This is a genomic window from Reyranella sp., from assembly GCF_965279465.1.
In the GTDB taxonomy this organism is placed as follows: domain Bacteria; phylum Pseudomonadota; class Alphaproteobacteria; order Reyranellales; family Reyranellaceae; genus Reyranella.
This window is the reverse complement of the sequence record NZ_OZ257242.1, coordinates 7,262,447-7,288,291: the sequence shown is the minus strand read 5'-3', so window position 1 is coordinate 7,288,291 and position 25,845 is coordinate 7,262,447. Positions and strand designations below refer to the sequence as shown.

Sequence of the window (25,845 nt, the reverse complement as noted above, 5' to 3'; positions counted from 1 at the left end):
TCGGGCCGCCGCCACCCGGACAAGATCATCGACTTGTCGTCGACTTCGACGACATCGAACGTCTCGCCGTCATCGGCCTCTTCGCTGCCGCCTCCGCGCCAGCGCCCGCGGCTGTAGTAGCCGGTTTGCTCCGCGCTGCCGCTCTCCTCGACCGTCATGAGCGCGAGATGAAGATCGCAATCGGCTTCGCCGGCCACCCTTCTTGAGGAAGCGCAAACTATAGACGAGGGTCAGGCGGTACCCGCTGACGACGGGCCGGACGTCATGGACGCAGTCGGCATAAAAGGCAGCGAACCCGAGCTCCGCCGGATCGTCGGGACGGAGCTCGAGCGTCACCTCCCGGCCGAGGTGGCGCACGACCAGCTCGCCGCCGCTGTGGGCGGAGGGCAGCACGATCACCAGGGTCGCGAACATGCCGGGAACCTTCTCCGTGTCCCGGTGGTCGACGAAGAAGCTGCCGGCGTCATAGATCAGGAGCTTGTAGAAATCAGCCGTGACCGGCTCGATCACCCCAAGGCCGCGCGCCGCTTCGGCGACGATCTCGGCCAGCGCCTTGTCCCAGTGGCGCCCGCCGATATGCAGGCTGCGGGTCGCGACTTGCCATGTTCTCCGGACGTCGCGATCGACCACCGTTTCCGTGCCGCGCCCACGGGGCGCCGCCTCGGCGATTCCGATCAGCTGCTCGGCTTGGGCCGGCGGAACAGGAAAGGCGATCCTGCCCACGCCCTCGACATCGATCGCCGGAAGAAAAGACGGTCGCAATTCGCCGACACTGAAGTCGCCTGGCCGCTCGATCGAACGGAGGAGTTTCGGCAGAGCCCCGGCGATCGCTGACATGACAATTCCCGGTAAATCTTCCACGAGCCGCCGTTCGGCCCGCCGGAAGATTATAAGCAAGGAGTGTCCGCGTCAGAATCAACGTCGTGGATAACCGGGGTGCCCATCCTTTACTGTTCGGGCTCGAATCCCGAGGCCCGGATGATCGGTCCCCATAGGTCGAGGTCGGCGCGCTGGATACGGCTCAGCTCGGCGGGCGTCGTGCCGGTCGGGCGAAGACCGAGAAGCTTCATGCGGTCGACGACCGGCGGCGTGCGGGAGGCTGCAACGATTGCCTCGCTCAGCCGCGATACCGCGCGATCCGGCGTCCGGGCGGGAGCGAATACGCCGTACCAGCCGGTGCCCTCGATGGCGTAGCCTGCTGACGCAAAGGTGGGAATGTCCGGGAGAACGATCGAGCGTTCCCGCCCGGAGGTGGCGAGCACATGGATGCGGCCGGCTTTGTGAAGCTCGACCAGATCGGGAGTCGAGGTGAAGAATAGCGGCAGATGGCCGCCGGTGAGATCGGCCAGCGCGGGCGCATTGCCCTTGTAGGGGACGTGGCGCAGCTCGATGCCGGCCGCACGGCCGAACAGCATGGCAAAGAAGTGCGGCAGCGATCCCGCTGCGGGTGTGCCATAGGCTGCCTTGTCGGGATTGGCCTTGAGCCATCCGACGAGATCCTGCAGCGACCTCGCCGGGAGGGCAGGTCCGACAGCCACACCGAGATCGAAAGTCGCTATTTGCGTCACCGGCCGGAAGTCGGCCACGGCGTCGTATCCGGGCAGCTTGTAGACAAGGGGAAAGATGCTCATGGGTGCGATTGGCGTATAGAGCAGGACGCTGCCGTCGGCTGGCGCGTCTTTGACATGCTGGACGCCGAGCCGACCGGCAGCGCCCGGCCGGTTTTCGACGACGACAGGCTGATCGAGGCTGGCGCGCAGCGCATCTGCCATGAGCCGAATCAGCGAATCGCCGCCACCGCCGGCCGCATATGGCGATACGAAGCGCAGCGGCTTGTCGGCTGGCGCGGCAAGCGGTGCCTGGGCTCTGGCGCTCGCGGCAACGGCAAGTGCAGTACCGAGCGAAAGCAAGAATGCCTTACGGCGCATGATCGGCTCCTCTCGTCATGTGGAAGGTTATCGATCGATCTGCGGGAGCGTGTGTTGGCTAAGGCAATAAGAGAAGCCTCCAAATCATGATAGGGCTATAAGGTGCTTCTGGAGCCTCCCAATGCCCCTGGATGACCGCGTCGGACGCCGCATAAAGCTGCGTGGCCTGCATATCCTGCAGGAGACTGTCGCGAGCGGGAGCATGGCGAGAGCTGCGCGCACTCTCGGCATGACGCAACCTGCCGTATCCTACGCCATAACCGAGATGGAACAGGCCCTTGGCGTAATCCTGCTGCACCGCAGCCCTCAGGGCGTCTCGCCAACTGCGTTCGGTGACTCGCTGTTGCAGCGTAGCGTCGTCATCTTCAACGAGCTTCGACAGGGCATTCGCGACATCGCTTTCCTCGCCGATCCTTCGGCGGGTGAGATCAGGATCGGGGCTACACCTCCCATGTCCGCTGTCGCCGGAATGGCGATCAATCGGCTGATTCGGCGCTATCCCAAGTTGACATTCGATCTGGTGGTCGAGTCCACCCAGGTGCTGATGCGCGAGCTTCATCGTCGTGGCATCGAGCTCGCCATCAGCCGCATGGCCGAACCGGTCGCGCCGGAGGGGACGACGGCAGAAATTCTGTTCTACGACCGGCTTGTCGTCATTGCTGCCAAGGGCAGCCGGTGGACGCGCAGGAAACGCCTCGACCTGCGCGGCGTCGCGGCAGGGCCATGGGCTCTTCCATCAGCGGACGGCTTTCTCGGCGCGATGATTCGTGCCGCCTTCGAGGCGCGGGGACTCGCGATGCCGGCCGCTGCGGTCACCACCGGCTCGACCTACACCTTGGCGAGCCTGGCTGCACAGGGTCTCTTTCTGACGATTCACCCCGAAACGATGCTTCGTGTTCCCACCCGGCATCCCTTGCTGGTTGCGCTACCCATCGAGCTTTCGCAGGCGATCCATCCCATCGGCCTCGTCCAGCTGCGGGATCGCGCTCCAAGCCCGATGGCGACCATGTTTGCTCAGGAAGTCCGCACGGTCGTGAAGGCAGCAGGTCTGGGGCGCAAGGCAGCCGAACCAGTCAGAGCAGGTGCGGATTGGGCAGCAGCAGGATCTTGCCGAAGCGATCGGGCCGAGCGGCGTGGGTGAGGGCGTCGCGCACGCGTTCGAGCGGATAGCACGCTTCGACTGTCACGCGGATCGTGCCGTCGACCACGAGCTGGCCGAGCTCGGCATAGAGCGCCGCCCGATCTTCGGCCGATGCGCGCTCGAACCATGGCGTGAACCAGTAGCCGCGCAGGGTGATATCGCGAAAAACCAGCTCGCTCGCTGCCACCGTGCAGTCGGGCGAGGAGAGGAGGCCGTAGACCACCAGCGTGCCGCGGGGAGCGAGGCAGTGCGCCAGGCGGGTTGTGGCCGAGCCCGCCACGGCGTCGAGCGCCAGCCGCACCGGCTGCCCGCCGACCGCGGCGGCAGCCCTTGCCGGCAGGTCGGGACCGTCGACCAGCACGACGTCGCCGCCGATCGCCAACAGCGGCGCCACCTGGTCAGCGCGACGCACCACGCTGACCGTGCGCAAGCCGCGCCGGCGGGCGAGCCAGATCACGCAATGGCCGACGGCCGAGTTCCCGGCGTTCTGGATGAGCCACTCGCCGGGCGAGAGCGTAACGTAGCGCGTCAGCATGTGTAGCGCCGTCGCCGGATTCACCGCCAGCATCGCCAGTTGTAGCGGGTCCGCCGCGGCGGGCAGCGCTCGAACGCCGGCGGCAGGCGCCAGCACCCTTTGGCGCCAGTTCCCGCGCCCGGCATGGAGCGCGAGAATCCGTCGCCGATCTTCAGGTTGGTGACGCCCTCGCCGAGCGCCGCGACCTGTCCCACCGCCTCGCCGCCGGCGGGAGCGGGCAGGGACGGTGGCGTGGCGCCGAAGCGTCCCTGGAAGACGAGGAAATCGGACGGGTTGATCGGCGCGGCCAGGATGTCGAGCAACACCTGGCCAGGGCCGGGAGATCCCGGGTCGCGCACGTCGGCGACGTCGGCGACGTCGGCGACCTCCGCTGCCGACCCGAAGCGCGTGACCAGGACCGCCTTCAACGGTCAGCGCTCCATAATCCACTCGGCGCCCGAGGCAAGCGCGACCGCTTTCACCTTGGCGAGGAGGCCGGGGCCGACAGGGATGCCGGTTTCCCGCCGCCGCGCCGCCGTGCGGCGTTCCGGATCACCGGCGACCATAACAGGCTTGGCCGGATCGGCCGGCTTGGTGGCGCGCAGCGTGTCGCAGAAGGCCGTGACGTCGGCGCGGAAATCAGCGGCATCGCGGAACAGGCCGGGATCCATCGCCAGCATGAAATGCCCGATATCCATGGTGCCCGGCTTCTTGGTGTGCATCGGGTCGGTCACCATGCAGGCGCCCGACAGCGCCGAGGACAAGATATTGACCATAGCGCCGAGGCCGTAACCCTTGTGGCTGCTGCCCTCCGGCGTGCCGCCGAGGGGAGTCATGAAGCCGCCCTTGCTGACCTCGAGCGGATCGGTGCTGGGCTGGCCGTCCTTGGTGACCAGCCAGCCCGGGGGCGTCGCCAGGCCCTCGTTCGCCTTGTTGCGGATCTTGCCGGCGGCCACAGTGGTCGTGGCCATGTCGAGCAGGAACGGTTCGCCCGGCTTGCCGGGGGCGGCGAAGGCGATCGGATCGGTGCCGAGGCGGGCCTGAGCGCCGTTGGTCGGCGAGACCTGGATGCCGCTCGCCGAGGTGGTGACCATGCCGATCAGCCCGGCCTCGACCGCCATCAGCGCATAGAAGCCGCAGGCGCCGAAATGCGCCGAGTTGCGCACGGCCGCGACGCCGATGCCGGTCGCTTTCGCCTTGTCGATGGCGAGCTCCATCGCGCGCCGCGCATTGGGATGGCCAAGGCCGCCGCCGCCGTCGATCAGCGCCGACACCGGGGTCTCGCGGGCCACCTTCGGAACGGCGCGCATGTCGATCTTTCCGGCGCGGCGCCGTTCGTCGTAGGGCGGCACCATCGAGATGCCGTGCGTGTCGATTCCGTGCAAGTCCGCCCAGCTCATGATCTCGGCGGTGCTTTCGGCGGTTTCCTCCGGCATACCCCAGGCCTGCAGGATGAGCTGGAGCTGCTTTCGATGGGTCGCATAGGACGCAGGCATTCAGTTGTTCTCCAATTTGAAGATGTCAGCCGCCGGCGACGCCTTGAGCCTCGACGTAGAGCGCGTAGACGGACTGGCTCGCGGTCATGAACAGGCGATTGCGCTTGCGGCCGCCAAAGCAGAGGTTGGCGCAACGCTCCGGCAACAGGATGCGGCCGATCAGCGTCCCGTCGGGTGCGAATACGGCGACGCCGTCGTGGTCCGGTCCGCCCGAGAAGCCGCACCAGACGTTGCCGTCGGTGTCGCACCGGATGCCGTCGGCGAAGCCCGGCGTGTCGTCGAAGAACAGACGGCCGTTCACGGGCTTGCCGTCAACCATGTCGTAGACGTGCGTGGTCTTGGTGCCGCTCGGTGTGTCGACGACATAGAGGCGCGATTCGTCGGGCGAGAAGCAGAGCCCGTTCGGCCGCTCCATGTCGCCCACGGCGATGGTGAGCGCACCGGTAACGGGATCCAGCCGATAGACGCGGAACGGCATCTCCTGCTTGGCCTTGTCGCCGAGATAGTTGCCGCGGATGCCGGCGCCGTTGTCGCTGAACCAGATCGAGCCGTCGGACTTCACGATCACATCGTTGGGGCCGGTGAGCCGCGTGCCCTCGAAGGAATCGGCCAGCACCGTCACGCTGCCGTCGTGCTCGGTGCGGGTGAGCGTGCGGCTGCCCAGCTCGCAGCTCAGCAGCCGGCCCTGCCGGTCGCGCGTGTTGCCGTCGGGATAGCCTGCCGGGTTGCGCAGCGTGGCGACTGCGCCGGTGATCTCGTCCCAGCGCAGCAGCGCGTCGTTGGGGATGTCGGAGAACAGCAGGTAGCGGCCGTCGCCGTAGTAGGCCGGCCCTTCGGTGAAGCGGAAGCCGGTGGCGATCCGCTCGATCGCAGCCATCGGCACGACGAGATGCTGGAAGCGCGGATCGAGCACGACGATGTTGGGATCCGGATAGCGGATCGGCGCCGACGATTCCCAGCGCGATTGTCCTTGAGTCATATACGCCTTCTCTCCACGGATTTGCCGGAGTGGACACCGATACGCGCCGGTCTGCAAACTGCGTCGAACAGAACGACCGCGGGAAAGATCGCATCATGAAAATCGACTTCACGGGCAAGAAGGCCATTGTCTGCGGCGGCAGCCGCGGTATCGGCAAATCGATCGCACTGGGCTTCGCAGCCTGCGGCGGCGATGTCTCGATCTGCGCCCGCGACGTCACGACGCTGGAGGAAACCCGCGCCGAGATCGCCAGGCACGGCCACAAGGCCCATGCCGCCAGCGCCGACCTCGCCCGGGGCGATTCGGTGCGCGGCTATGTGAAGGACGCAATCGCTGCCCTGGGCGGCGTGGACTTCCTGGTCAACAATGCCTCGGCCTTCGGCTCGTCGGACGACGACAAGGGGTGGACCAGCAGCCTGGCGGTCGACATGCTGTCGATCGTGCACGCGACACAGGAAGCGCTGCCTGCGCTGCGCCAGTCGCAGGGCAGCGTGGTGAACATCTCCTCGATCGCCGCGCTCCATCCCGCGGGACGGCAACCGCCCTACGGCGCGATCAAGGCGGCGGTGATCCACTACACAACCACGCAGGCGGCTATGTATGCCAAGGACCGGATCCGGGTGAACTGCATCGCCCCGGGCTCGATCGAATTCCCTGGCGGCCTGTGGGACCGGCGCAAGATGGAGAACCCGGCGCTCTACAATGGCACGCTGAACTCGATCCCATTCGGCCGCATGGGCCTGCCCGAGGAAGTCGCCAACGTGGCGCTGTTCCTCGCCTCGCCGCTGGCCGCGTGGGTCACCGGGCAGACGATCGCCGTCGCGGGCGCCCAAGGCCTCTAGCCCCCGGCTTGCGCAGCAGGGCAAGGCCGCTCGCGGCCTGGAATCCGTAGAAGTCGGCGTCGCGCGCCGTGCCGCGTGTGCCGGCGCGCGGCGTTTGCCCCGGTGCTGGAGCGCAGGGTCGACAAGACCGCCGCCCAGTCGCTCGCCCGCTACGTCGCCGCCCTTTTGCAGGGCCTGTCGATCCACGCACGCGACGGCGCTACCGCGCCGGAGTTTCGGACGAGCATCGACGTGGCGTGTCGAGACTTGGCTGCGGTCAGGTCTGGTCCTTAAAGTCGCTTAGCGCTCGTCCTCGGCGTCGGGTACGCTCCATCGAACGTGGAGAGAGGACCCCATGCCTGACGCTGTCGTCGCCGAAGCCCGCACGATCTCCGCGCCCAATCATCCGCTCGATCCGCTGACGCCGGACGAGATCCGGCGCGCGTCGGCCGCCGTCCGCAGTGCGCACGATCTCGGGGCAGGCATGATGTTCGAGACCATCACCCTTCACGAACCCGAGAAGAGCGTGGTGCACGGCTTCCAGCCCGGGACCGCCTTCCCGCGCGAGGCCTTCGTCTGCGCCTTCGACCGCACAAATGGCCAGGTCTTCGAGGCACGGGTCGATCTCGTCGCCGACAAGGTCGTCGATTGGCGGCACGTGCCGGGCGTGCGGCCGCGCATCCTGATCGACGACATCACGCTGGTCGGAGAAGTCGCGCGGGCCGATCCGCGCTTTCGGGCGGCGCTCGCCAAGCGCGGCATCGCCGATTTCGAGAACGTCCAGGTCGATCCCTGGTCGGCCGGCAACTACGGCCTGCCGGACGAAGAGGGCAGGCGGCTCTGCCATACCTTCTGCTGGTATCGCAGCGAGAAGAACGACAACCCCTACGCCCATCCGATCGAGGGGCTGTGCGCCGTGGTCGATCTCGACCGCGCCGAGGTCCTGCGCATCGACGACCATGGGCCGGCCGACGTGCCGCGGGAGGACCGCAACTACGCGGCGCGCTACCGCACCGTCTATCGCACTGACGTGAAGCCGCTGGAGATCGTGCAGGCGGACGGGCCCAGCTTCACTGTCGAGGGCAACGAGGTGCGCTGGCAGAAGTGGCGCCTGCGGGTCGGCTTCAATGCGCGCGAGGGCCTGGTGCTGCACGCCATCGGCTACGAGGACGGTGGCCGGCTGCGTCCCGTGCTGCATCGCGCCGCCCTGTCGGAGATGGTCGTGCCCTACGGTCATCCGGGCGGCGGCCACTTCCGCAAGAACGCCTTCGATGTCGGCGAGTACGGCATCGGCGTGCTGGCCAACTCGCTCACGCTGGGCTGCGACTGCCTGGGCGTGATCCGCTACTTCGACGCGTGGCTGGCCGACAGCAAGGGCGAACCGTACTGCATCCCGAGCGCGGTGTGCCTGCACGAGGAGGATTTCGGCATCCTGTGGAAGCACACCGACCTGTTCACCGGCGAGGTCGATGTGCGGCGCGCGCGCCGGCTGGTCGTGTCGTCGATCTCGACGGTCGGCAACTACGAGTACGGCTCGTTCTGGTATTTCCACCAGGACGGTTCGATCCACTTCGAGATGAAGGCGACCGGGATCGTCAACACCGCCGGCCTCAAGCCGGGCGAGCAGCCGAACTACGGCACGATCGTGTCGCCTGGAGTCTATGCGCACTACCATCAGCACATCTTCAACATGCGCCTCGACGTGGCGGTCGACGGCGAGCGCAACCGGGTGGTCGAGGTCGACACGGTCGCGTTGCCGGTCGGGCCCGACAATCCGCATGGCAACGCCTTCACGATCCGCGAGAGCATTCTCGCCAACGAGCTAGCAGCGCAGCGCACCGTCGATTTCAATGCCGCGCGCTTCTGGAAGATCGAGAGTGCCGACGCGCGCAACAAGCTGGGGCAGCCCACTGCCTACAAGCTGCTGCCGCTCAGTCCGGTTCCTGCCTTCGCGAGCCCGCAATCGTCGGTGGCCCGGCGCGCCGCCTTCATGACCAGGCAGCTCTGGGTCACCGCCTATCATCCCGACGAGATCCACGCGGCCGGTCGCTATCCCAACCAGAGCAGTGGTGGCGACGGCTTGCCGGCCTGGACGGCTGCCGACCGGTCGTTGGTCGATACCGATATCGTAGTCTGGCACAGCTTCGGCCTGCACCACATTCCCCGCCCCGAGGATTTCCCGGTCCAGCCCGTGATCACGGCTGGCTTCGCGCTCCATCCCGCGGGATTCTTCACCGAGAACCCGGCTCTCGACGTCCCGCCGGCCAAGAGCAGCATGAGCTGCTGCGTCGACTGAGGGCGTAGTCGATTGAAAGTCGGCGCGGACGTCAGCTCTTCTCGATGTTCCACAGCACGGTCACCGGCGCCTTCAGCCAGCCGACCACATTGCTGCGCGCGGCGCCGGGTCCGTACCACTGGCCGAGCCAGGCGTACTGCGCCGTCTCGAGCGCGCGGTTCTGCACCGCCGCCGCCAGTGCCTTGGACTTGGCCGGATCGGTTTCCTTGGAGTAGGCGTCGCGCAGCTTCTCCATCTCCGGATCGTTGGGCCAGCCGAACCACGCCTTGTCGCCGTTGGCGACGGTGAAGTTGGCGGCGATCGGGTTCAGGATATCGGCGGCGATGGCGTAGGTGTGGAAGGCGCTCCAGCCGCCTTTGTCGGACGGATCCTTCTTGGCGCGGCGGGTGACGACCGTCTGCCAGTCCATCGACTGCATGTCGACCTTGAAGCCGCCCTGCTCGAGCAGCGACTTGGTCACCGGCGCCATGTTGGTCAGCACCGGCAAGGTCGTCGATTGCATCAGCACCACCGGTGTGCCGTCGTAGCCCGCCTCCTTGAGCAGCGCCTTGGACTTCTCGAAGTTCGGCTTGGTGAGCAGGTCGCCCTGGATCTCGACGGCATTGGGCGTGCCGCAGACGAAGGCGGCGGTGCAAACCTTGTAGAACTCGGGCTCGCCGACCGTTGCCTTGAGATAGTCCTCCTGACGCATGCACAGCAGCGCGGCCTGGCGGATCTTGGGATTGTCGAACGGCTTGGTCAGATGGTTCATGCGCAGCACGAACTGCTGGCCGAGCGGGTTCCAGTTGACGATCTGCACACCCTTGTCCTTCTTCAGGATCGGGATCAGGTCGTGCGGCACCTGTTCGACCATGTCGATCTCGCCGGCGATCAGCGCATTCACCTGCTGCTGCGAGTCGGGCATGTCGATGAACTCGACCCTGTCGACCTTGGCGATCTTGCCGCCGGCGAGGCCCGAGGCGGCCTCCGGCCGCGGCTTGTACTTCGGATTCTTGACGTAGACGTGCTTCTCGCCGGGCTTTGACTCGGCGTTGACGTAGATGAACGGCCCGGAGCCGATCTGGCTGTCGATCTGCTTGAACGGATCGGTGTCGGCGATCCGCTTGGGCATCATGAACGGCACGTTGGACGAGGGCTTGCCCAAAGTGTCGAGCACCAGTCCGTAAGGTTCCTTGAGCTTCAGGGTGAAGGTCTTGGCGTCGACCGGTTTCCACTCGACGACGAAGTCCGCCAGCTTCTGGCCCATCGGGTCGCGGGCCTGCCAGCGCTTCAGCGAGGAGACGCAATCCTCGGCCGTCACCGGCTTGCCGTCATGCCATTCCAGGCCGTCGCGCAGGGTGAAGGTCCACAGCGTCTTGTCGGCGGAGACCTCGTGCTTGTCGACCATCTGCGGCTTGATCGCGCCGGCCTCGTCGGTCGCGAACAGCACGTCGTAGATCATGTAGCCGTGGTCGCGCGTGACATACGCCGTCGTCCAGATCGGATCGAGGATCGTCAGGTTGCCGTTTTGTACGAAGCGCAGGAGCTTTTTGGTCTGGGCGCTGGCGACGCCCGGCACGAGGGCGAGGGCAGCACTGCCGGCCGCGAAGGCACGGCGATTTATCTTGAACACGTTTCGTCTCCCAGAGTGGTTCTTGATCGTTTTTGAGAACGTTTCCACGAACGTTGTCATTTCGGCGTCGAGAGTCAATAGATGCGGGAATTCATGGAAGAGATCGTTTCTAAATGGGGCGTTACGATTCGTGACGTTGCGCGCGTTGCCGGCGTCTCGCTCAGCTCGGTGTCGCGCGCCCTGAACGGTGGAAAGAACGTGAGCGCGCGCGTGGCACGCGATGTGGCGGCAGCGGCCAGCACTCTGGGCTACCAGCCCGATTTCCTGGCGCGCAGCCTGCGGACGCGATCTCCTGGAAGACGACGACATCCGCTAGCGCAGTCCCGCGCCCTGCTGCCCGTCGATCTCGTGCTGCGCGAGTCCTGCGCGCCGACCGCGAATTGATGTTTGCCCCACTTTCTCGCCAGAAATGCTCAAAACAGAGCGGGGCGGTTGGAGGGATCCGTGCCGACCAGCTCCGACGGGTCACGAGCAGCGGATGAGCGCGTGACAGGGGCAAATACGGGAACAGGCCGATCGAAGCCCTTCAAGGCCAAAGGGTGCAGCTCAACGAGAGGCAAGCTCGAACCGATTGCGTGGGCGGCGACGCGATCGATGAGGATTTCGCGATCTTCCGCACTGTCGCTCAGGCGCGATGCAAGGTTCACGACACTGCCGATCGCCGTGTAGTCGAGGCGGCCCTCGGAGCCGATCTGCCCCACGGTAGCCGGTCCCATGGCCAGTCCCACGCCGAAGCCAAGCCGGGGATCGAGCGCACGCCAGCCGGTCAGGAGCTTCTGCACGTTCGACTGCATGTCCTGTGCCATCTTGACGGCGCGCAATGCCGGATCTGAGCAGGAGACCGGCGCGTTGAGCAGCACCATCGCGCCGTCGCCGGCGAAATTAATGAGCGTCGCTTCATGGGCGCTGACCGCCTTTTCCAGTGCATCGTAGTATTCACGCAGCACGGCGAGGACGGTTTCGGATTCGGCACGCGCCGAGAAGGCAGTGAAGCCGCGCAGGTCGCAGAACACCACGACCACCTCGACCCTCCGCCCGTCGAGGACGCGATCGTCGCCGATACGGTCGACCAGCTCGGCCACCTGCGGTGCGAGAAAGCGCTTGAGCCGGCTGATGCGTTCGGAGCGCTCCTGCGAGACCGAAAGCTCGCCGGCCATCGCATTGAACCGGGTCGCGAGCCGTTCGAATTCGTCGCCGGTCGCGAGGCTGATCCGGTGGTCGAATTGCCCCGCACCAATTCGCGCGACGCCGTCCTCCAGCACACGGATGGGGCCCACCATGCGCTGGGTCAACCAATAGGCGAGCCCTGCGGCGAAGACCGCACCGGCGACGAGCAATGCTGCCGTGCGCCAGAGCGCTGCGTAGATCGGCCTGTATGCCTCGGTGAGGGGTTGCTTGACGATGACGCTCCAATCCACGCCGGGAATCTGGGCCATTGCCGCCAGCACCGTCCTTCCCGCAAGGTCCTGGCCCGTGGCTGCCTGGCCGGGACCTGTGAGGCGAATGGCATCGCGCAGGGTCCGGAGGGGTTGCGCCGCGGTTTCGTCGGCCCGCAGCACCAGGCTGATGTCCGGATGGGCGACGAGCCTTCCCGGCAGGTCGAGCACAAACGCCTCGCCGGTGCGCCCGACCCGGATTGCCGAGATTTCCTCCCAGATGAATTTCAGGTTGACCTCGGCGACAGCTACTCCGACGGCCGAGCGGTTGCCCGCGATCGCGATGGTCATGAACGGTTCCGAGCCGTACTGGAACGTGACCGGGCCAAACCAGACCCCATCCGAACGGGCGCCCAGCACGGCGGGCCTTGCCGGGTGGTCGTCACCGCTCCCGATCCGGTTCAGGCCGATGCGCGACACGAACAGGCGTTCCTTCCCGGCGGCATCGACGAGGCTGAGGCTGATCACGGCCGGTGCCTGGCGGAGCAGGCCCAGGGCGTCGAGCCTGTGCCGGTCGCCGGTATTCTCCGACAAGGGCAATTGCACCGTCCAGGCGAGCTGATCGCGAATGCCTTGGATGAAGTCCTGGATCTTCGACGCCGCCAACCTGGCTTCTGCGTCCAACAGGTCGTTCAGCCGGGCGCGCTGGTCGTGATAGCCGAACCACGCCTCGCTCCCGCCCGCGATCAGAAGGGGCGCGACGACCGCCGCGAACAAGGCGCAGAAATACTTCGTGAACAGCGAGCTGCGCGGAGCGACAGGTCGCGGAGCGACAGGTCGCGGAGCGACAGATCGGTCGGACATCGTCTCAGCCCGCGCGGTGAACGGCCGGCGAGGTCACTCGATCACCCTGTCGGCGCTGGCCAGAAGCGAGGGCGGGAAGGAGAGACCGAGCGCGTCGGCGGCCTTCTGATTGATGAACAGCTCGACTTTGGTCACGCGTTGCACCGGCAGGTCGGCCGGCTTCTCGCCCTTGAGGATGCGTCCAGCGTAGAGACCGGAGTGACGGTGGGACTGATCGAAATCGCCGCCGTAGCTCATCAGGCCGCCGGCGAGCGGAAAGTCGCGCGATTGGGTGATCGCCGGCACGGCGTAGCGGGCCGCGAGCGCGGCGAGCTGCTGGCTGCGGAATGCGAAGTAGGGATCTGAGCTGAAGACGAGGCCGCCCATGCGCGACTGGTTCACGGCGGTGAAGAGGGAGTCGAACTCCTGCTCGGTGCTGGCTTTCAGCACGGCCAATTCCACCCCGAGGGTCTCCGCCGCGACTTGGAGGTTCTTCAATTGCGTGCTCGAGGTCGGGCTGTTCGGATTGAGGGCAACGGCAAATGTCTTGCTGTCCGGGCGCACCTCGCGCATGAACTCCAGGCGCTTGCGCGAGACCTCCACGCTGAGGCTCGACACGCCGGTAAGATTGCCGCCGGGGCGAGACAGGCTGCTGACCAAGCCCAGCGCGATGGGATCGCCCCCCATCTCGAAGACGATCGGGATCGTCGCTGTTGCCGATTTCGCTGCGAACGCGACCTCGGCGCCGCCCGGCGCCACGATCACGGACAGCTGACGCCCAGCCAGTTCCTTTGCCAGTGCCGGCAGCCGGCTGTATTGACCGTCGGCCCAGCGAAAATCGATGGCGACCGTGCGCCCCTCCACGTACCCCGCTTCTGCCAATCCCCGGCGGAAGGCCTTGAGGCGACTTCCGTAGCGTTCCGGGGATTCCGAGCCGAGATAGCCGATGACCGGCAGGGTCTGCGCGCGGGCCGGGACGGCCGAGGCCGACGCACACCCGACGAGGGCGATGAAATCGCGCCGGCCCATCCGACCGGCGGCCTTGGCAATGGCGCGAGGCATGAAGCGCAAGGTGTCTCTCTTTCCCGCCAACCCGCGCAATCGCGCCCCAGTGGCATGGCGTCTGCAATTGGCTCAGCCACACAACTTTTGCAAGAGCCCCCGGACGGGCGCTTTTCGCCGCCAGCGCAGTCGGGACGGAACGGCTCGACCGCGAAACGCTGCGCGAGGACCTGAATGATCGTGGCGATATTTTCGCGCGCCCTGTCAGCAGATTGTCAGGCAATAGGCGCCTAATGGGCGCGGGAGAATCGGGGGAGGAGGAAAGGAGCTCCACCATGACTCGTGCACTCTCAGTTGCAGTGATCGCGTTGCTGGGCCCATGCGCCGTTGCGCATGGCCAGACAAGTCCCTCGCCTTCGGGCTGCGGCCCGGAGACATGGTCGACCGAGAAGGTGACCTATGTCGGCGTCCCGTGCGGCGACAGCCAGGCGCCGGTTCGTCAGCAGGCCGCGGCGCCGCTGACCGACATCCAGTATTGCGGCGCGCTGGTCACGCGTTACGACACCTTCCTGAACAAGTTCGGCAAGCACGGCGGCATGCTCTCGACCGACGTCGCGGCCAATGTCGCCGCCGCGAAATGCCGGGCCGGCGACAGCAGCGGAATCGCCGACCTCGAACGGGCCCTCAAAGACGCGAAGGTCGATCTGCCGCCACGGAGCTAGGATGACGGGGGCGCTCGCCGCTTCGGCGGCGAGCGCCGTTCTTTGCTTGACCCTCGGGCCGATCCCGCCAACCATAAGACGATGTCCCGTACTCTCCGCCGGCCCGTGAACCGACGCCGACTTTGCACCCCGGTGCAGGGCGTTGGGTCGCTGTGGCGTCGACGACGAGGAGATCGCTGATCGTCCGTCGTTTCCGCCTCATCAAGCCCAGCAACCCTGCCACTACCAAGTCGGCGGGTTTTTTGTTGCCCGAAGGGAGAGTGTCATGTCGAACATCAGTCAATTGCGGATCAGGAGAGCCGGTCCGCGCGATGCCGATGCCGTGCGGAGCCTGACGCGGGCGGCCTATGCGCAATGGATTCCCGCAATCGGCCGCGAACCGCTGCCGATGAAGGCCGACTACGAGAAGGCCGTGCACGAGCACGAGATCGATCTGCTCTATGCCGGCGACGATCTGCGTGCCCTGATCGAAGTCTTCCTGACAGCCGATCACCTGTTCATCGAGAACATCGCGGTCGCGCCCGAGCACCAGGGCAAGGGCCTCGGGCATCATCTGCTGACTCATGCCGAAACGAAGGCGAAGAGCGCGGGGTTGGGGGAACTGCGCCTGCTGACCAACCAGGCCTTCGCAAGCAACGTGCGGCTCTACCAATCGGTCGGCTTCCGCATCGACCGGACGGAGCCGCATTTCGGCGGCGGCACAACAGTCTATATGAGCAAGCAACTCTGGGGCGGCGAGAGTTGACGCCATTCGGCCCCTCGGCTACGCCCACGCACCCCGAAGGTTCAAGAAGTGCCCGATTCCACGATCTCCCTTGCGTCCGATGCTACGCTTGCCGGCCACCCTGCCGGCTTGCGCCGCACTTTCGCCATCATCTCGCATCCTGACGCCGGCAAGACGACGCTGACCGAGAAGCTGCTGCTGTTCGGTGGCGCGATCCATGTCGCGGGGGCCGTGAAGGCGCGCGGCGAGGCGCGGCGGGCGCGCTCGGACTGGATGAAGATCGAGCAGCAGCGCGGCATCTCGGTCACCACCTCGGTGATGCATTTCGAGTACGGCGGCGCGGTGTTCAACCTGCTCGACACGCCGGGCCACGAGGATTTCAGCGAGGACACCTACCGCACGCTGACCGCCGTCGATTCGGCGGTGATGGTGATCGATGCCGCCAAGGGCATCGAGGCGCGCACCCGCAAGCTGTTCGAGATCTGCCGCCTGCGCGACGTGCCGATCATCACCTTCATCAACAAGATGGACCGCGAGACAAAGGATCCGATCGAGCTGCTCGACGAGATCGCCTCGACCCTGGCGCTCGACGTCTCGCCGATGACCTGGCCGATCGGCTCGGGCCACGGCTTCAAGGGCACCTACGATCTCGCCAACAGCCGCATGCTGGTGTTCGACAACACCGACCGCAGCCGCATCGGCGAGGTGATCGAGAATTACAGCATCGCCGACCCGGCCCTCGCCGAGGAGGTCGAGCTGGTGCGCATGGGCTATCCGGCGTTCGACATGGAGTCCTATCGTGCCGGCCATCTGACGCCGGTGTTCTTCGGCAGCGCCTACAATAATTTCGGCGTGAAGGAGCTGCTCGACTCGCTGGCCGCCTGGGCGCCGCCGCCGCGGCCGCAACCGGCCGAGCCGCGCGCCATCGAGCCGACCGAGCCCAAGGTCTCGGGCTTCGTGTTCAAGGTCCAGGCCAACATGGACCCCAACCACCGCGACCGCATCGCATTCCTGCGGCTGTGCAGCGGCAGGTTCCGGCGCGGCATGAAGCTGACCCAGATGGGCACCAACAAGGTGCTGTCGGTCAACTCGCCGATCCTGTTCTTCGCCCGCGAGCGCGAGATCGTCGACGAGGCGTGGCCGGGCGACATCATCGGCATCCCCAATCATGGCGTGCTGCGGGTCGGCGATACGCTGACCGAGGGCGAGACGATCAAGATCACCGGCATCCCGAACTTCGCGCCGGAAATCCTGCGCCGCGTGCGGCTCGAGGACCCGATGAAGTCCAAGCAGCTCAAGCGCGCGCTGGACGACCTTGCGGAGGAGGGCGTGACCCAGGTATTCCGCCGCGTGATCGGCGGCGACAATATCGTGGGGGTGGTCGGCGAGCTGCAGCTCGACGTGCTGAAAACCCGGGTCGAGGCCGAGTATTCGGTGATGATCGACCTCGAGCCCGCGCCGTTCGAGACCGCGCGCTGGATCTCGGCCGAGAGCAAGGCCGACCTCGAAGCCTTCATGTCGGCCAACCGCGGCGGCATGTCCGAGGACCGCGACGGCTCTCCGGTCTTCCTCGCGCGCAACGCCTGGGAGCTGGGCTACATCGCCGAGAAGAGCCCGAAGATAAAGTTCTCCGACATCCGCGAGCGGTCTTAGTCTTCCGGACCGCGAGCGAGACGCTCGCGGTCCGGAAGATCATGACCCTTTGGTCGGTGACCAGCCGTAGGCCTTGGTGCAGGCACCGCCCATCAGCATGGCGCGCTCGGAGTCGCTGAGGCGCTTGGTCTCCAGGAACGGCTTCACCGCCTGCTCGTAGTTGACGACGGCGAAGGCGCGCGTCCAGTCGGTGCCCCACAGGCAGCGCTCGAAGCCCCAGGCATCGAACACGCGCTTCAGCGGATCCCAGATGTCGGGGAACGGGTATGGCGCCTTCGACAGCGTGCAGGCGCCGCTGACCTTGATCACGGCGTTCGGGCGCTTCGCGAGCTCAAGGATCTTGGGCAGGTCGGCCCAGGGTTCTGCCGGCGCCGGCGGGACACGTGGCTGGAGGATGCCGAGGTGGTCGACGATGAAGCGCGTGTCGGGATGGCGGTCGATGATCTGCATTCCCTCATCGACCCGGCCCCAGAACAGGAAGTTGACCGGGAGATCGTATTTCACGGCCGCCTTGCAGATGCGGTCGAACCCGGGATCGTCGGCGGCACGCTTCTCTTCGTCCCGCAGGAAGATTCGGATGCCGACGGCGCCCGGAGTCTTCTTCCACTCAGCGACGACGTCGGCCACGCCGGGGTTGTCCGGGTCGACCGGCTTGACGATGGCCATGCGGCCGGGATGTGCGCGCTGCACCTCGACCGCGTAGCTCGCGTCGTACTGGTATAGCGAGAAGGCCGAGATGAAGATCGCGCCGTCGACTCCGACCTTGTCCATCGCCGCGACCATCTCGTCGCCGGTGACATGGTCGGGCCAGTTCGGCACGTTGTGCCACGGCCGCTTCGGTGTGTTCGCCTCGTAGGCGTGGACCTGCGAATCGATGATTGGCATTGGACATCTCCTCCTTATTTTTTCCGTTCCGTTACCGGCAGGGTGACACCGCTGGCGCGCAGAGTCGCGAGTTCGTCAGCCTTGAGGTCCAGCATCTCGGCAAGCACCAGGTCCGTGTGCTGGCCGAGCGTCGGTGCCGGCCGGCGGATCTCCGATTTGCCGCCGGTATGCAGGCGGATCGGCGAGATCGGCACGCGCGTCTTGCCGCGGCGCGGATGGTCGGTATCGACCCAGAAGCCACGCGCTTCGAGATGCGGATCGCTCGCCACCTCGCGCGCCGTCTTCACCGGCGCGCATGGCACATGCGCCTCGTTGAGGAGCGCGAGCACCTCGGCCTTGGTGCGTCCGAGTGTCCAGGCCGAGACGATGTCGTCGATCTCCTGCATGCGCTTCGCACGGCCCGGCGTGGTCGAATAGTCCGGATGCTCGGCCAGATCCTTGCGGCCCAGCATCTGGCACATCGACTGCCAGTGCCGCTCGGCGGCGGTGAAGATCGCCACATAGCCGTCGCTGCACGGGTAGGTGTTGTACGGTGCGATGGCGAGCGCGGGATGACGGTTGCCGGTGCGGTCGGGCACGTTGACGTCGCCGTCCATCACGGCGCCGAGCGCCGAGGCGAGCGCGATCACGCCCGCCTCGTGCATGGCGACCTCGACCCGCTGGCCCTGGCCGGTACGTTCGCGCTGCACCAGAGCGCCCAGGATGCCGGCGCAGAGATGGATGCCGGCGAGGAAGTCGCAGACCGCGGCGCCCGCCTTGGTCGGCGGCCCGTCCGCGTCGCCGGTGGCGTTGGTGATGCCGCTCATCGCCTGGATGGTGACATCCATCGCGGCGAGATCGCGATAGGGGCCGTCGAGCCCGAAGCCCGAGCTGCCGCCATACACCAGGCGCGGGTTGAGCTTGCTCAAGACGTCGTAGCCGATCCCGAGACGGTCCATCACGCCGGCCGCGAAGTTCTCGATCAGCACATCGGCCTTCTCGACCAGCGCGAGGAAGATCTCCTTGCCGCGCGGCTGCTTGAGATCGAGCACCACCGACTCCTTGTTGGAGTTCAGCATGACCAGCGGATAGGGCTCGACCTCGCGCTTGCGGCGGCGCACGACGTCGCCCTCCGGGGGCTCGATCTTGAGGACGCGCGCGCCCATGAAGCTGAGCTGCAGGCCGCAATAGGGACCATTGTAGATCTGCCCGAGATCGAGGACGAGCATCCCGTCCAATGGCCGTTGAATGGGGGGCCGGCGGATGGTCATGGGGCTATGTCTTCTCGATTGGTCATGATTGTCCTCCCATTGGAAGCTTATCGCGAACCGTGGGAATGTGCTCTACGGTTGGCGCATGACCGACATCACCCGAATCGATCCCGGCCCGCGCATGAGCGAGGCCAGCGTCCATGGCAGCCGCATCTACTGCTCCGGCATGATCCCGGAGGACACCGGCCTCGACATCGCCGGCCAGGTGACGCAAGCGCTGGCGGAGATCGACTCGTTGCTCGCCAGGGGCGGCAGTGACAAGACGAAGATCCTGACGGCGACGATCTGGCTCGCCGACATCGGCGACTTCGCCGCCATGAACGCGGTGTGGGATGCTTGGGTCGTCCCCGGCCGGACGCCGGCGCGGGCGACCGTCGAGGCCAAGATGAACGACCCGAGGATGAAGGTCGAAATCATGGTCGTCGCCGCCACCTAGTCTGCTAAGGTCTGCGCCGTTTTACGGAGGAGAGAAGACTATGAGCGTCAAGCGAATCAATGCCGGCCCGCGCATGAGCAGCGCCGTGGTGCACGGCGGCACGGTGTATCTCGCCGGCCTCACCGCCGACGATGCCAAGGCCGACGTGAAGGGCCAGACCAAGCAGATCCTCGACAAGATCGACCATTTCCTGAAGGAAGCCGGCACCGACAAGTCGAAGATCCTGTCGGCCAACATCTGGCTGACCGACATCGGCACCTGGGGCCAGATGAACGAGGTGTGGGACGCCTGGGTGTCGCCCGGCAACGCGCCCGCGCGTGCGACGGTCGAGGCGAAGCTCGCCAACCCGGCGCTCAAGGTCGAGATCATGGTGCAGGCCGCGATCTGAAGGACCACGCTCGCGACTACGACAAAGGGCCGGCAGTTGCCGGCCCTTTTTTCTGGAAGAGCGGCCACTCTCCGTTCCAGCTCATTCGGCTCCGGACGGCAGACCTACGATTGCCCGCTGGCATTTCGTGGCTGACCAATCCGGACAAGGCCAAGCTTCGCCAGCCAGACCAGGCTGCGCACGACGCGGCCCCGCTGCTGTTCCGGCCAGTTCGCGACGGCGTTTTCCACGGTGCCGGCGCCGCTCGCTTTCAGTTGGTCGAGCAGACGATTCAAGTCCTCAGTCGGTGGTAGCTTGGTGCGGGCAAATTCGAAGAGCGGCGATTGCAGAAACCTGTCGATGGCCTGCGGTGTCATCGCGTCGGTGGCGGCGATGACATGATTGCTCGAAAGGCTATCGGTCGGATAGCTCGCGAAGAGCTTGAAGGGATCCATCCGCGCAGGCTGAGCCGAGCGTCCTTCGAGGCGTTGCGCGGATTCGACGCCCATACGGCGGCGTTCTGCCAGCTCAGCCCAAAGCCGCTGGTAGCGTGCCACGACCAGCCGCCAGTCGAACTCTTCGACGGCGCGTTGCCGGGCATTTGCTCCCATCCGGCGCCGAAGTGGCGGATCCGCAAACAACCGTGCATAGGCGGCGGCACAAGCCTGGGGATCGATCGCCACGAACTGGCTGGAGGAAGCGCAGTAGGTGTCGTAGTTGTCGGCCCCCGCGGCGTGGCGGTAGGCAACGTCATCTCCGAGCCCGGCCGGCGGCATCATGGTAGGAACCCGGATCCCGTCTATTCCTTGACGAATGGTGTCGCGATAGCCGTCCCAGTCGCTGACGACGCTCGGCAACCCGGCGGCCATCGCCTCCACCGGGGCGAGCCCAAAGGTCTCCTGAATATTGTCCGAAAGTGAGGTGAAGAGGTCAGCCGCCTGCCAGATTTGCCAACGCACATCCGCGGCCCTTCCATCGAGGAAATGGCAACGCACTGACGGGCAATATTCGGCGGCACTGGCCTTGAACGCGTCTTCGATGGACGTGTTGGCGAACCAGCCTGCCTGTATCAGATGGACGCGTTGTCCGGTCGCCCGGGCCGCTTGCTCGAGGCCGGCATACATCGGGAAAGGATGCGCCTTCGCATGATAGCTGAGGCGTCCCAAGAACAACGCTGCAATCTCGTCCTCGGCAATGCCGAGGCGCTGCCGCCATTGCGCGCGCAACGCCGGATCCGGCGCAAAGGCTTTCGTATCGACACCGAGCGGAATGATGGGAAGCTGGGGCCGCACGAACCGCGTGGCACCAAGACGCGCTGCCAGGAACTCGGCCTGCGCATCCAGCAGGAGTTCGACGGTCGCGCGGACGACCGTCGAGGTGCAAATCAGAGCATCCCATTCCTGGATGGGAGCCGTGAGCATTTCGGTGATCAAGTCCATGCCGCGCATCGAAGCGGTCGTGTGGGTTATGCCGGTGATGGAATAGGCGCGCTGGTCGATGCGGCGGCGACGCCAGGCGTGGGAACTGAGGTTCGGATCCGGTACATGGAGCGCGCCCGACTGGACCAGACCCGCCGGCTCGGCCCGCAACAGCCATTCTATCGGCTCGGCCCTCCCCAGGTCACGAACCGTGCGGGCGAAATGCTGCGCCTCCTCCTGGTGATTGACGGCGCAGTAGAACCGTTCGACCTTGGCATGGCGCGCGAACCCCTTGAGAAAGCCTTCGCCCGCAGCTTGCCGTCCCATCAGCCTCGGACCACTCGTCGAAAAGCCATCAAGTGCATAGAAGAGGGTGGCATTAGCCAGCGGCGGGGACGATGTCATGGCATCTGTGAAAGCGAAAGCAGGTCTGTGCGGGCTTGCAGCCGCGGAGCACGATGTTTCGAGCGCTATCGGCGACTCCCTGGTGACGATCTTCCGAAGCGGCGCCTTCGGTCGATACCACAAGTCCTTCGCTGCAATCACGACGATCGTAATGTCCACCCAAATCAAGTGTCAGTTTATCGGGCCCAGGATCTTGCCGGGGTTCATGATGTTGTCGGGGTCGAGCGCCTTCTTGATCGCGCGCATCAGCGACATCGCCTCGCCATGCTCCTCGTACAGGAACTTGATCTTGCCGATGCCGACGCCGTGCTCGCCGGTGCAGGTGCCGCCGAGCGCCAGGGCGCGCGCCACCATGCGGTCGTTCAGCGCCTCGGCGCGCGGCAGGTAGGTCGGGTCGTCCGGATTCACCATCATGGTGAGATGAAAGTTGCCGTCGCCGACGTGGCCCACGATCGGTGCATAGAGATCGTTGGCGACGATGTCCTTCTGCGTCTCGAGGATGCATTCGGCGAGCCGCGAGATCGGCACGCAGACGTCGGTCGCCCACATGCCCCAGCCGGGTTTGTAGGCCTTGGCCGCCCAGGCGGCGTCATGGCGCGCCTGCCACATCTTGCTGCGCTCCTCGGCCTGGCTGGTCCAGGCGAAGTCGCCGCCGCCGTTTTCGGCGGCGAGCGCCTGCACCATCTCGGCTTGCTCCTTCGTTCCGGCCTCGGTGCCGTGGAATTCGAGCAGCAGAAGGTTCTTCGACGGCAGGCTGAGCTTGGAATATTGGTTCACCGTGTCGACGGTGAAGGTGTCCATCAGCTCGATGCGCGCCACCGGGATGCCCGACTGAATGGTCTGGATCACGGTATTGACCGCGCCCTCGAGGCTGTCGAAGGCGCAGGTCGCCGCGACCATCGATTCCGGCATGCCGTAAAGCCGCAGCGTGATTTCGGTGATGACGCCAAGGGTGCCTTCGGAGCCGACCATCAGCTTCACCAGGTCGTAGCCCGCGCTCGACTTGCGCGAGCGTCGGCCGATCCGCATCAGCCGGCCGTCGGAGGTCACGATCTGCAGCGCCAGCACGTTCTCGCGCATCGTGCCGTAACGCACCGCATTGGTTCCCGAGGCGCGGGTGCTCGCCATGCCGCCGATCGAGGCGTCGGCGCCGGGATCGATCGGGAAGAACAGGCCGGTGGCGCGAAGATATTCGTTGAGCTGCTTGCGCGTGACGCCGGGTTGCACGACGACGTCGAGATCGGCCTCGTTGACCTGCAGGACCTTGTTCATGCGGCTGAGGTCGAGCGAGATGCCGCCGTTCGGGGCGCTGATATGGCCCTCGAGCGAGGTGCCGGTGCCGAAGGGAATGATCGGGGTCTTGTGCCGGGCGCAGAGCTGGACGATCGCCTGCACTTCCTCGGCCGACTCGGCGAACACGACGGCGTCGGGCAGGTGCGCCTCGTGATAGGAAATATCCTTGCCGTGCTGCTCGCGGACGGCATGGGCGGTGGTCAGCCGATCGCCGTAGAGCCGCTTCAATTCGGCGATGGTGGCATCGACCTGGGGCGCTCGAACCTGGGCCGTCACGGTCATGTGCGTACTCCTAGTATTGGCTGTCTGGATACGCTCAAATGCCGCCAAAGCCAACGCCTCTGCCAACAATGGGGAAATGCCTGAAATGCGCGACGTCTATATGATCGGCGCCTACACCACGACCTTCAAGAAGCATCCCGGCATGAGCTTCGGGGACCTTGCCCGCGAGGCCTATCTGGGGTCGCTTGGGGATGCCGGTATGAGGACGGGGACAGACATAGAGTCCGGTTGGCTGGGCAATTGCGGCATGGGCTTCTGGGGCCAGAACTCGATCCGCGGCCAGGCGCTGTTCCAGCCGCTGGTCGAGGAGGGGCTGTTTCCCGAGCGGGTGCCGATGTTCAATGTCGAGAATGCCTGCGCCACCGCCTCGACCGCCTTCATGGGCGCCTGGAAGGACGTGCTGGCCGGCACGCACGAGCTCTCCTTCTGCCTTGGTGTCGAGAAGCTGTTCAGCCCGGACGCGCCGGAGCGCACCGCGGGGCTGTTCAACCAGGGCTACATCACCAGCCAGCACGACCGGCTGGTCGAGGAGATGAACCGGGTCGGCAAGATGGTCGGCTCCGAGTTCAAGCCGGGCGATGACCGTACGATCTTCATGGACACCTATGCCATGCAGGCCAAGTGGCACATGTGGAAGTACGGCACCACCCAGGCGCAGATCGCGGCCGGCGCGGCCAAGAACCACAATTACGGCGCCCTGAACGACAAGGCGCAGTACCGCTTCCAGATGACGACCCAGTCGGTGCTCGATGACCGGCCAGTGTCCTGGCCGCTGACGCGCGCGATGTGCGCGCCGATCGGCGACGGTGCGGCAGCGGCGCTGCTGTGCTCGGCGGAGTATCTCGAGAAGCTGCCCGCCTCGGTGAAGGACCGGGCGATCAGGATCGCGGGCGTCGGGTTCTCCGGCGGCATGTACCGCCAGCTCGACGCGCCCGGTCTCACGCGTGCGGCGTCCGACAAGGCCTACAAGATGGCGGGACTCGGCCCGCAGGACATCGACGTTGCCGAGGTGCACGACGCGACCAGCTTCTGCGAGGTTTACCAGTGCGAGATGCTGCGCTTCTGCCCCGAGGGCGAGGGCGGCAAGTTCATCGAATCGGGGGCCACCGGTCCGGGTGGTAAGTTGCCCGTGAACACTTCAGGCGGCCTGGTTTCCAAGGGCCATCCGGTCGGCGCCACCGGCCTGTCGATGCTGGCCGAGCTCGCCACCCAGCTCCGCGGCGAGGCGGGGCCGCGCCAGGTGAAGGGAGCAGAGATCGCCCTGGCCGAGAACGGCGGCGGCGTGATCGGCATGGAGGAGGCAGTAGCTTCGGTGGTGATCCTGCAGAAGGTGTGACGGCCAATGCGGGCCCCACCGCAAGGTGCGGTGCGTCGTGTCATCCCGAGCGTAGCGAGGGATCTATGGGCAACGGCGTAGATTCCCTCGCTACGCTCGGGATGACAAACTGCTTTTGTGGATTGCAACTTGGAGAATAATGAAATGACTATCCGTTTCGACAATCGCGTCGCCATCGTCACGGGCGCGGGCAACGGGCTCGGCCGGGCGCATGCGCTGCTGCTGGCGAGCCGCGGCGCCAAAGTGGTGGTGAACGATCCGGGCGGTGCAGTCGACGGCAAAGGGGGCGGTCACGCCGCCGCAGACAAGGTCGTGGCGGAGATCAAGGCGGCGGGTGGGCAAGCGGTGCCGAACTACGATTCGGTGGCCGAGGCGAAGAGCGCGGCCAACATCGTCAAGACGGCCGTCGATTCCTTCGGCACGGTCGATATCGTCGTCAACAATGCCGGCGTGCTGCGCGACAAGACCTTCCACAACATGACGGTCGAGGATTTCGATTTCGTGGTGAAGGTGCATTTCCTCGGCACCGCCTATGTCACGCACGCCGCTTGGCCGATCCTGCGCAGCAAGGCCTATGGGCGTGTGGTCGTCACCTCGTCGAACTCAGGCATCTATGGCAACTTCGGCCAGTCGAACTATGGCGGCGCCAAGCTCGCCGTGGTGGGCTTCATGAATGCGCTCAGGCTCGAGGGCCAGAAGTACAACGTCCTCATCAACGCCCTGGCGCCGGTCGCCGGCACGCGCATGACCGAGAGCCTGATGACCCCGGAAATGCTCGAGAAGATCAAGCCGGAGTTCGTCTCGCCGATGGTCGCCTATCTGTGCAGCGAGCAGTGTCAGCGCACCGGAGAGATCTGGAGCGCGGGCGCGGGCTACTTCGCGCGCATCGAATACCGCGAGGCCCCAGGCGTGCGCATCGAAGGCCGCGCGCCGACAGTCGAGGACGTGATGGAAAACATCGACAGGATCGCCGATCTCTCGACCAACAAGGTCTACCGGACCTCGACGGAGGAAGTGCAGGCGGTGGTGGGTGGTTGAAGGCGGTTCGGCGACTGACAGCGTGCGA

24 protein-coding genes are annotated in these 25,845 nt (G+C 65.9%); 11 read left to right on the top strand and 13 right to left on the bottom strand.

Annotated elements, in window-relative coordinates; all coding sequences use genetic code 11:
* Window positions 1–69: 69 nt before the first annotated feature.
* Entirely contained in the window at window positions 70–837 is a 768-nt protein-coding gene (locus tag ACQY8M_RS35530) for a 2OG-Fe(II) oxygenase (protein ID WP_428666649.1), read from the bottom strand.
* A gap of 110 nt (window positions 838–947) precedes the next feature.
* The gene (locus tag ACQY8M_RS35525; RefSeq protein WP_428666646.1) at window positions 948–1,928 is read right to left on the bottom strand and encodes a Bug family tripartite tricarboxylate transporter substrate binding protein; all 981 of its coding nucleotides are present in this window, start codon (window positions 1,926–1,928) and stop codon (window positions 948–950) included.
* A 121-nt stretch (window positions 1,929–2,049) separates the two neighbouring features.
* Between ACQY8M_RS35525 and ACQY8M_RS35520 the strand changes: the two genes are divergently transcribed.
* On the top strand, window positions 2,050–3,069 hold the full coding sequence (locus ACQY8M_RS35520; RefSeq protein ID WP_428666643.1) for a LysR family transcriptional regulator: 1,020 nt from the start codon (window positions 2,050–2,052) through the stop codon (window positions 3,067–3,069).
* Here the strand turns inward: ACQY8M_RS35520 and ACQY8M_RS35515 are convergent.
* The 4 genes from ACQY8M_RS35515 to ACQY8M_RS35500 are packed head-to-tail and all read right to left on the bottom strand — an operon-like array spanning window position 3,002 to window position 6,058.
* Complete coding sequence (locus ACQY8M_RS35515) at window positions 3,002–3,604, bottom strand: zinc-binding dehydrogenase (RefSeq protein WP_428666640.1); 603 nt, start codon at window positions 3,602–3,604, stop codon at window positions 3,002–3,004. The genes ACQY8M_RS35520 and ACQY8M_RS35515 overlap by 68 nt on opposite strands.
* Before the next feature lie 20 nt (window positions 3,605–3,624).
* Window positions 3,625–4,011: an alcohol dehydrogenase catalytic domain-containing protein gene (locus ACQY8M_RS35510; RefSeq protein ID WP_428666637.1), complete on the bottom strand. Its 387-nt coding sequence runs from the start codon at window positions 4,009–4,011 to the stop codon at window positions 3,625–3,627.
* 3 nt (window positions 4,012–4,014) lie between these two features.
* Complete coding sequence (locus ACQY8M_RS35505) at window positions 4,015–5,079, bottom strand: Ldh family oxidoreductase (RefSeq protein WP_428666634.1); 1,065 nt, start codon at window positions 5,077–5,079, stop codon at window positions 4,015–4,017.
* A gap of 25 nt (window positions 5,080–5,104) precedes the next feature.
* Window positions 5,105–6,058 (bottom strand): SMP-30/gluconolactonase/LRE family protein, encoded by a 954-nt coding sequence (locus ACQY8M_RS35500; protein WP_428666632.1) that lies wholly within the window; start codon window positions 6,056–6,058, stop codon window positions 5,105–5,107.
* A 95-nt stretch (window positions 6,059–6,153) separates the two neighbouring features.
* Here ACQY8M_RS35500 and ACQY8M_RS35495 point away from each other — a divergent pair, with 95 nt between their 5' ends.
* Together ACQY8M_RS35495 and ACQY8M_RS35490 are read left to right on the top strand one after the other, a co-directional pair.
* A complete protein-coding gene (locus tag ACQY8M_RS35495) occupies window positions 6,154–6,900 on the top strand; it encodes an SDR family NAD(P)-dependent oxidoreductase (protein WP_428666629.1) in 747 nt (248 codons plus the stop codon).
* A gap of 334 nt (window positions 6,901–7,234) precedes the next feature.
* Entirely contained in the window at window positions 7,235–9,175 is a 1,941-nt protein-coding gene (locus ACQY8M_RS35490; protein ID WP_428666626.1) for a primary-amine oxidase, read from the top strand.
* A 31-nt stretch (window positions 9,176–9,206) separates the two neighbouring features.
* On the opposite strand, the gene ACQY8M_RS35485 is transcribed toward ACQY8M_RS35490, so the two are convergent.
* Window positions 9,207–10,787 (bottom strand): ABC transporter substrate-binding protein, encoded by a 1,581-nt coding sequence (locus tag ACQY8M_RS35485; protein ID WP_428666624.1) that lies wholly within the window; start codon window positions 10,785–10,787, stop codon window positions 9,207–9,209.
* A gap of 93 nt (window positions 10,788–10,880) precedes the next feature.
* Between ACQY8M_RS35485 and ACQY8M_RS35480 the strand changes: the two genes are divergently transcribed.
* Window positions 10,881–11,171, top strand: a complete 291-nt coding sequence (locus ACQY8M_RS35480; protein WP_428666622.1) for a LacI family DNA-binding transcriptional regulator — start codon at window positions 10,881–10,883, stop codon at window positions 11,169–11,171.
* 29 nt (window positions 11,172–11,200) lie between these two features.
* Here the strand turns inward: ACQY8M_RS35480 and ACQY8M_RS35475 are convergent, their stop codons facing one another.
* Together ACQY8M_RS35475 and ACQY8M_RS35470 are read right to left on the bottom strand one after the other, a co-directional pair.
* Window positions 11,201–13,027, bottom strand: a complete 1,827-nt coding sequence (locus tag ACQY8M_RS35475) for a cache domain-containing protein (protein ID WP_428666619.1) — start codon at window positions 13,025–13,027, stop codon at window positions 11,201–11,203.
* A 33-nt stretch (window positions 13,028–13,060) separates the two neighbouring features.
* On the bottom strand, window positions 13,061–14,035 hold the full coding sequence (locus tag ACQY8M_RS35470) for an ABC transporter substrate-binding protein (protein WP_428675582.1): 975 nt from the start codon (window positions 14,033–14,035) through the stop codon (window positions 13,061–13,063).
* 308 nt (window positions 14,036–14,343) lie between these two features.
* On the opposite strand from ACQY8M_RS35470, the gene ACQY8M_RS35465 reads away from it, so the two are divergent.
* The 3 genes from ACQY8M_RS35465 (at window position 14,344) to ACQY8M_RS35455 (ending at window position 17,107) form a co-directional block, all read left to right on the top strand.
* Complete coding sequence (locus ACQY8M_RS35465; RefSeq protein WP_428666616.1) at window positions 14,344–14,730, top strand: hypothetical protein; 387 nt, start codon at window positions 14,344–14,346, stop codon at window positions 14,728–14,730.
* A 265-nt stretch (window positions 14,731–14,995) separates the two neighbouring features.
* A complete protein-coding gene (locus ACQY8M_RS35460; RefSeq protein WP_428666613.1) occupies window positions 14,996–15,475 on the top strand; it encodes a GNAT family N-acetyltransferase in 480 nt (159 codons plus the stop codon).
* Window positions 15,476–15,523: 48 nt separating this feature from the next.
* Window positions 15,524–17,107 carry a peptide chain release factor 3 gene (locus tag ACQY8M_RS35455; protein ID WP_428666611.1) on the top strand — a complete coding sequence of 528 codons (1,584 nt, stop codon included), beginning with the start codon at window positions 15,524–15,526 and terminating at the stop codon, window positions 17,105–17,107.
* Window positions 17,108–17,146: 39 nt separating this feature from the next.
* Here ACQY8M_RS35455 and ACQY8M_RS35450 read toward each other — a convergent pair whose 3' ends face one another.
* Together ACQY8M_RS35450 and ACQY8M_RS35445 are read right to left on the bottom strand one after the other, a co-directional pair.
* Complete coding sequence (locus ACQY8M_RS35450; RefSeq protein ID WP_428666608.1) at window positions 17,147–17,992, bottom strand: amidohydrolase family protein; 846 nt, start codon at window positions 17,990–17,992, stop codon at window positions 17,147–17,149.
* A gap of 14 nt (window positions 17,993–18,006) precedes the next feature.
* The gene (locus tag ACQY8M_RS35445) at window positions 18,007–19,200 is read right to left on the bottom strand and encodes a CaiB/BaiF CoA transferase family protein (protein ID WP_428666605.1); all 1,194 of its coding nucleotides are present in this window, start codon (window positions 19,198–19,200) and stop codon (window positions 18,007–18,009) included.
* A gap of 127 nt (window positions 19,201–19,327) precedes the next feature.
* Here ACQY8M_RS35445 and ACQY8M_RS35440 point away from each other — a divergent pair, with 127 nt between their 5' ends.
* Window positions 19,328–19,678 (top strand): RidA family protein, encoded by a 351-nt coding sequence (locus ACQY8M_RS35440; protein WP_428666602.1) that lies wholly within the window; start codon window positions 19,328–19,330, stop codon window positions 19,676–19,678.
* Between the two features lie 40 nt (window positions 19,679–19,718).
* Complete coding sequence (locus ACQY8M_RS35435) at window positions 19,719–20,066, top strand: RidA family protein (RefSeq protein WP_428666599.1); 348 nt, start codon at window positions 19,719–19,721, stop codon at window positions 20,064–20,066.
* A 104-nt stretch (window positions 20,067–20,170) separates the two neighbouring features.
* Here the strand turns inward: ACQY8M_RS35435 and ACQY8M_RS35430 are convergent, their stop codons facing one another.
* Together ACQY8M_RS35430 and ACQY8M_RS35425 are read right to left on the bottom strand one after the other, a co-directional pair.
* Window positions 20,171–21,868: a glycosyltransferase family 4 protein gene (locus ACQY8M_RS35430; RefSeq protein WP_428666596.1), complete on the bottom strand. Its 1,698-nt coding sequence runs from the start codon at window positions 21,866–21,868 to the stop codon at window positions 20,171–20,173.
* Window positions 21,869–22,039: 171 nt separating this feature from the next.
* The gene (locus ACQY8M_RS35425) at window positions 22,040–23,443 is read right to left on the bottom strand and encodes an FAD-binding oxidoreductase (RefSeq protein ID WP_428666593.1); all 1,404 of its coding nucleotides are present in this window, start codon (window positions 23,441–23,443) and stop codon (window positions 22,040–22,042) included.
* 85 nt (window positions 23,444–23,528) lie between these two features.
* Between ACQY8M_RS35425 and ACQY8M_RS35420 the strand changes: the two genes are divergently transcribed.
* Together ACQY8M_RS35420 and ACQY8M_RS35415 are read left to right on the top strand one after the other, a co-directional pair.
* The gene (locus tag ACQY8M_RS35420; protein WP_428666590.1) at window positions 23,529–24,779 is read left to right on the top strand and encodes a thiolase family protein; all 1,251 of its coding nucleotides are present in this window, start codon (window positions 23,529–23,531) and stop codon (window positions 24,777–24,779) included.
* A 144-nt stretch (window positions 24,780–24,923) separates the two neighbouring features.
* The gene (locus ACQY8M_RS35415) at window positions 24,924–25,817 is read left to right on the top strand and encodes an SDR family oxidoreductase (protein WP_428666587.1); all 894 of its coding nucleotides are present in this window, start codon (window positions 24,924–24,926) and stop codon (window positions 25,815–25,817) included.
* The last annotated feature ends 28 nt before the right edge of the window (window positions 25,818–25,845 follow it).

Bases quoted from the DNA above. Each gene is read 5' to 3' on its own strand.
- ACQY8M_RS35530 (WP_428666649.1), bottom strand. From the start codon at position 837: ATGTCAGCGATCGCCGGGGCTCTGCCGAAACTCCTCCGTTCGATCGAG.
- ACQY8M_RS35525 (WP_428666646.1), bottom strand. From the start codon at position 1,928: ATGCGCCGTAAGGCATTCTTGCTTTCGCTCGGTACTGCACTTGCCGTT.
- ACQY8M_RS35520 (WP_428666643.1), top strand. From the start codon at position 2,050: ATGCCCCTGGATGACCGCGTCGGACGCCGCATAAAGCTGCGTGGCCTG.
- ACQY8M_RS35515 (WP_428666640.1), bottom strand. From the start codon at position 3,604: ATGCTGACGCGCTACGTTACGCTCTCGCCCGGCGAGTGGCTCATCCAG.
- ACQY8M_RS35505 (WP_428666634.1), bottom strand. From the start codon at position 5,079: ATGCCTGCGTCCTATGCGACCCATCGAAAGCAGCTCCAGCTCATCCTG.
- ACQY8M_RS35500 (WP_428666632.1), bottom strand. From the start codon at position 6,058: ATGACTCAAGGACAATCGCGCTGGGAATCGTCGGCGCCGATCCGCTAT.
- ACQY8M_RS35495 (WP_428666629.1), top strand. From the start codon at position 6,154: ATGAAAATCGACTTCACGGGCAAGAAGGCCATTGTCTGCGGCGGCAGC.
- ACQY8M_RS35490 (WP_428666626.1), top strand. From the start codon at position 7,235: ATGCCTGACGCTGTCGTCGCCGAAGCCCGCACGATCTCCGCGCCCAAT.
- ACQY8M_RS35480 (WP_428666622.1), top strand. From the start codon at position 10,881: ATGGAAGAGATCGTTTCTAAATGGGGCGTTACGATTCGTGACGTTGCG.
- ACQY8M_RS35475 (WP_428666619.1), bottom strand. From the start codon at position 13,027: ATGTCCGACCGATCTGTCGCTCCGCGACCTGTCGCTCCGCGACCTGTC.
- ACQY8M_RS35470 (WP_428675582.1), bottom strand. From the start codon at position 14,035: ATGGGCCGGCGCGATTTCATCGCCCTCGTCGGGTGTGCGTCGGCCTCG.
- ACQY8M_RS35465 (WP_428666616.1), top strand. From the start codon at position 14,344: ATGACTCGTGCACTCTCAGTTGCAGTGATCGCGTTGCTGGGCCCATGC.
- ACQY8M_RS35460 (WP_428666613.1), top strand. From the start codon at position 14,996: ATGTCGAACATCAGTCAATTGCGGATCAGGAGAGCCGGTCCGCGCGAT.
- ACQY8M_RS35450 (WP_428666608.1), bottom strand. From the start codon at position 17,992: ATGCCAATCATCGATTCGCAGGTCCACGCCTACGAGGCGAACACACCG.
- ACQY8M_RS35445 (WP_428666605.1), bottom strand. From the start codon at position 19,200: ATGCTCGTCCTCGATCTCGGGCAGATCTACAATGGTCCCTATTGCGGC.
- ACQY8M_RS35440 (WP_428666602.1), top strand. From the start codon at position 19,328: ATGACCGACATCACCCGAATCGATCCCGGCCCGCGCATGAGCGAGGCC.
- ACQY8M_RS35435 (WP_428666599.1), top strand. From the start codon at position 19,719: ATGAGCGTCAAGCGAATCAATGCCGGCCCGCGCATGAGCAGCGCCGTG.
- ACQY8M_RS35430 (WP_428666596.1), bottom strand. From the start codon at position 21,868: ATGACATCGTCCCCGCCGCTGGCTAATGCCACCCTCTTCTATGCACTT.
- ACQY8M_RS35425 (WP_428666593.1), bottom strand. From the start codon at position 23,443: ATGACCGTGACGGCCCAGGTTCGAGCGCCCCAGGTCGATGCCACCATC.
- ACQY8M_RS35420 (WP_428666590.1), top strand. From the start codon at position 23,529: ATGCGCGACGTCTATATGATCGGCGCCTACACCACGACCTTCAAGAAG.
- ACQY8M_RS35415 (WP_428666587.1), top strand. From the start codon at position 24,924: ATGACTATCCGTTTCGACAATCGCGTCGCCATCGTCACGGGCGCGGGC.